The 3077-nt window shown below is 54.5% G+C and carries 3 protein-coding genes; 1 reads left to right on the top strand and 2 read right to left on the bottom strand.

Annotated elements, in window-relative coordinates; translation table 11 throughout:
• The first annotated feature begins 435 nt into the window (after positions 1 to 435).
• Positions 436 to 657: a hypothetical protein gene (locus AC1DVH_RS28700; RefSeq protein ID WP_477756626.1), complete on the top strand. Its 222-nt coding sequence runs from the start codon at positions 436 to 438 to the stop codon at positions 655 to 657.
• Between the two features lie 884 nt (positions 658 to 1541).
• Here the strand turns inward: AC1DVH_RS28700 and AC1DVH_RS28695 are convergent.
• Complete coding sequence (locus AC1DVH_RS28695) at positions 1542 to 1979, bottom strand: winged helix-turn-helix domain-containing protein (RefSeq protein WP_477756625.1); 438 nt, start codon at positions 1977 to 1979, stop codon at positions 1542 to 1544.
• 304 nt (positions 1980 to 2283) lie between these two features.
• A partial coding sequence (locus tag AC1DVH_RS28690) for a Gfo/Idh/MocA family protein (RefSeq protein WP_477756624.1) occupies positions 2284 to 3077 on the bottom strand: 794 nt, incomplete at its 5' end.

Here is a 3077-nt window from a genome sequence, read left to right as displayed (position 1 = left end):
GCGCTGGGTAAAGTCATGACCGCTTGCCCGGCCTGGTGTGTTTCAGATGGATTACTGAATGGCCAGCAACTGGTCAGGGTGGGCACCAATTCAGACAAGGTGCAGGCGACAATCCAAGTCGTTCAGCTAACGTTCAATCGTTCGCCTCGCCAGTTGCGTTACACACACTCCCCCTGAGGTGACTGGCGGGGTGAACCCTTGGCGACGTGGCCCCTTGTAGATGTGCCAGAGCATCTAGAACGGCGCTGCTATCAGTAAGATGATCATGGGGGCACCGCCCCGAGCAGGCCTTGGGCATCCACCCAAAGCGGTGCCCTGACGCCTCCATTGCATGCGCCACCCTCCGTGACTGAATGCGACGGAGGTAGTGGCATTTTGATTTCTTTTGAGCTATTTATCTCTATGGCCGGCATGGAGTCGGTTCAAGGAGGTGAAATGGTCACTGATCGCGAAATTGCACTTGAGCAGGCCCTTGTAGCAATTATTGGAGAGGCCATCGCCAGCGGGCTTGATGTCAAAAGCCTGATGGACAACGCGGCAGCCGGCTTACTTGGAAGTGCTTCATACCGCTGGGTTGGGCATCCGCATGTGTCAAACGCCCTTCAGGTGATGATTGATGCTCATGCGCAGGCATTGGACGCCATGCCTGCGCATTAATTGAAGTTTCAGGTTTCAATACCCGTCCTGGCAACCGCTGCAAACTGTCACGATTGCTTTTCCGTAACGGCGATTTCAGGTCGCGACATGCTCGCAATGCGGGCGGACTCTTCGGCCGGCACCGTAGCGAGGGTGATCAGGAGCGTTGACACAGTCTCCTGCCATTCCGTGACCTGAAGCGACAGGTGGAGATTCCAGGTTTTGGTGTTCAGCTATGCTTTCAGCACTTTGTTCAAGAAATGGATTTCACTATGAGCAGCGTAAGAAAACCGACACAGCGAGAAATCTCCGATGCCTTGGAACTTAGCGAAAGCGAGGTCGCGTTGTACGTTGCAGACGTAGAGGAAAAGGCCGATGGCTCGGGGCACTGGATCTTTTTCAGTCTATTGACGCCTAACGACGTACTGTTCTGGCTCAGGGTCGGTAACAACCTGAGGCTTGAAACAGATGCCATAAACCTCCTCTGGACAAAACAATCACCGAGTATCGCTCGGTAGGTTTGCGGGATCGCGCTTTAACTCCGCCAAGCTCTTATCCTTTAATGCCCGCGACACCTTTTCGCTTGTCTCGTAAGGTGTCGTGAGATTCCTAAGCATCCACGCCGCTGTATCGAAGTCTGAATTGATCAGGTAGATCAGCAGCCGTTGGTGAATGTCCTGCTGGTTGCTTCCTTCTATCGCTTCCTGCGCTGCCTGATGGCTTGCGCCGTCGGCTCCTGCTGTTCTGCTGTAGGAGCGAGCTTGCTCGCGATGGACTCAAGAGCGCCGCGTTTAGCCAGTAAATACGCGTTATCGTTAACGACCATCGCGAGCAAGCTCGCTCCTACAGAGGGCCACATTCGCTTAACTGAACAGCATTACATCCATGAACCGGAGACTTAAAACTCATTCAGGATTTATTGTTTGGATAAGGCAGTAACCGCGACTTCTTACTGAACGGAGGAGGTTGTCGCCTTTAGTAAACTTCTTGAATTTCGCTTGCAGTCTACTGAGGCACATGAGCAATCCTTTGTAATTATAAGGGTCCTTATTTAACTTCATAAGGATGTCCTCGTTGCTGATAACGCGTTCCTCGCTGCTTGTTAATAAGTCAAGCACTACGCATTCCATGCGAGTTAAATTGATAGTCGTTAGATTGTTAGAAAGCAGGCGTTGGGGTTTGTTGAACACCCAGGTATGTAACTTTGGCATATTGACGCGATCAGACACACACGTAGAACCGCGGTGGTCGATCCAGGCAGCAACCTCATCGATAGTATGTCCGAAGGCAATAGAGTCTTCGTCGGAAGGATTGAGCGGGGCGGGGGTAAGATCTTCTGGCATCGCGCTTCCTCCATGCACAAGAAAAGCGTAGCACCAAGAGGCGCGCCTACAGTAAGTAGTACGCGAAAAAACCCGCATGGGCGGGCTTGAAGGGGTCGAGCAAAAAGGATGGGGCAATTGTTTAGAGTGATGCCAGTACATTGGATGGCGTGGTTGAGGTCATTCCTGGTTGTACAGCGCTATAGCCTGATAAATCGATCGATGGCGATTCATCGATACAGATCAACTAAGGGTGCGTTGTAGAGACCAAAAGGCACATGGTGCGAGCGCACTTGTTACCGCCTATTGGCGGCATTATCCGCGATCAAACCTCGTTGATGTTGACCCAGCGCTGTTCCTGTGCCGCCAATCGAATCGCCGTCGCCAGTCGTTCCACTTCCAAGGCTTGCTCGAAATCGGTGCCGGCTTGTCCTTGGCCGGCCAAGGCCATGATCAGCTCATGCACTTCCAGCGTCTTCAACTCGTTGTAGCCCAACTGATGCCCCGGCGCGGGACTGAACGCTGCATATCCGGGCAGGTTCGGCCCGGCCAGTAAACGCTGGAAGCCGTCCTGGCCGACACGGCACAGGCGTAACTCATTCAAACGCTCCTGATCGAATGACAGGGTCCCTTGGGTGCCACTGATCTCGAAACTCAGGTGATTCTTGTAGCCGTGCTTGAGCCAACTGCTGCTGAAGGTGCCACGCGCGCCGCTGGCAAAACGCAGTAACGCATGGGCCTGGTCGTCGACGGCAATTGTGCGTTGTTCCTGGCTACCGGCTGTGGCCGGGCGCTGGCGGTGCACGGTCTGGGAATCGGCGCATACCGCTTCGACATTGCCGAGCAGATAGCGCGCCATGCCCAGCAAGTGGCTGCCCAGGTCCGCCAGCGCGCCACCGGCATGTTCGGCCTCACAGCGCCACGACCAGGGGGACGCTGGATCGGCCATGAAGTCTTCGCTGAATTCACCTTGAAAGCTGATGATCTCACCGAGTTTGCCGCTCTGAATCAACTCCCGCGCCAGGCCGATGATCGGGTTGTGCTGGTAGTTGTAGCCGACACGGGTGACCACGCCCGCATCCTTGGCCGCCAGGTGCATGGCATTGGCCTGTTCAAGGT

The sequence above is a fragment of the Pseudomonas sp. P4_C3 genome, from assembly GCF_056402075.1.
The sequence above is the reverse complement of the archived record's forward strand: the minus strand, read 5'-3'. Positions and strand labels throughout refer to the sequence as shown.

Excerpts from the sequence above, each read along its gene's own strand:
- AC1DVH_RS28695 (WP_477756625.1), bottom strand. The coding sequence starts at position 1,979 with ATGCCAGAAGATCTTACCCCCGCCCCGCTCAATCCTTCCGACGAAGAC.
- AC1DVH_RS28700 (WP_477756626.1), top strand. The coding sequence starts at position 436 with ATGGTCACTGATCGCGAAATTGCACTTGAGCAGGCCCTTGTAGCAATT.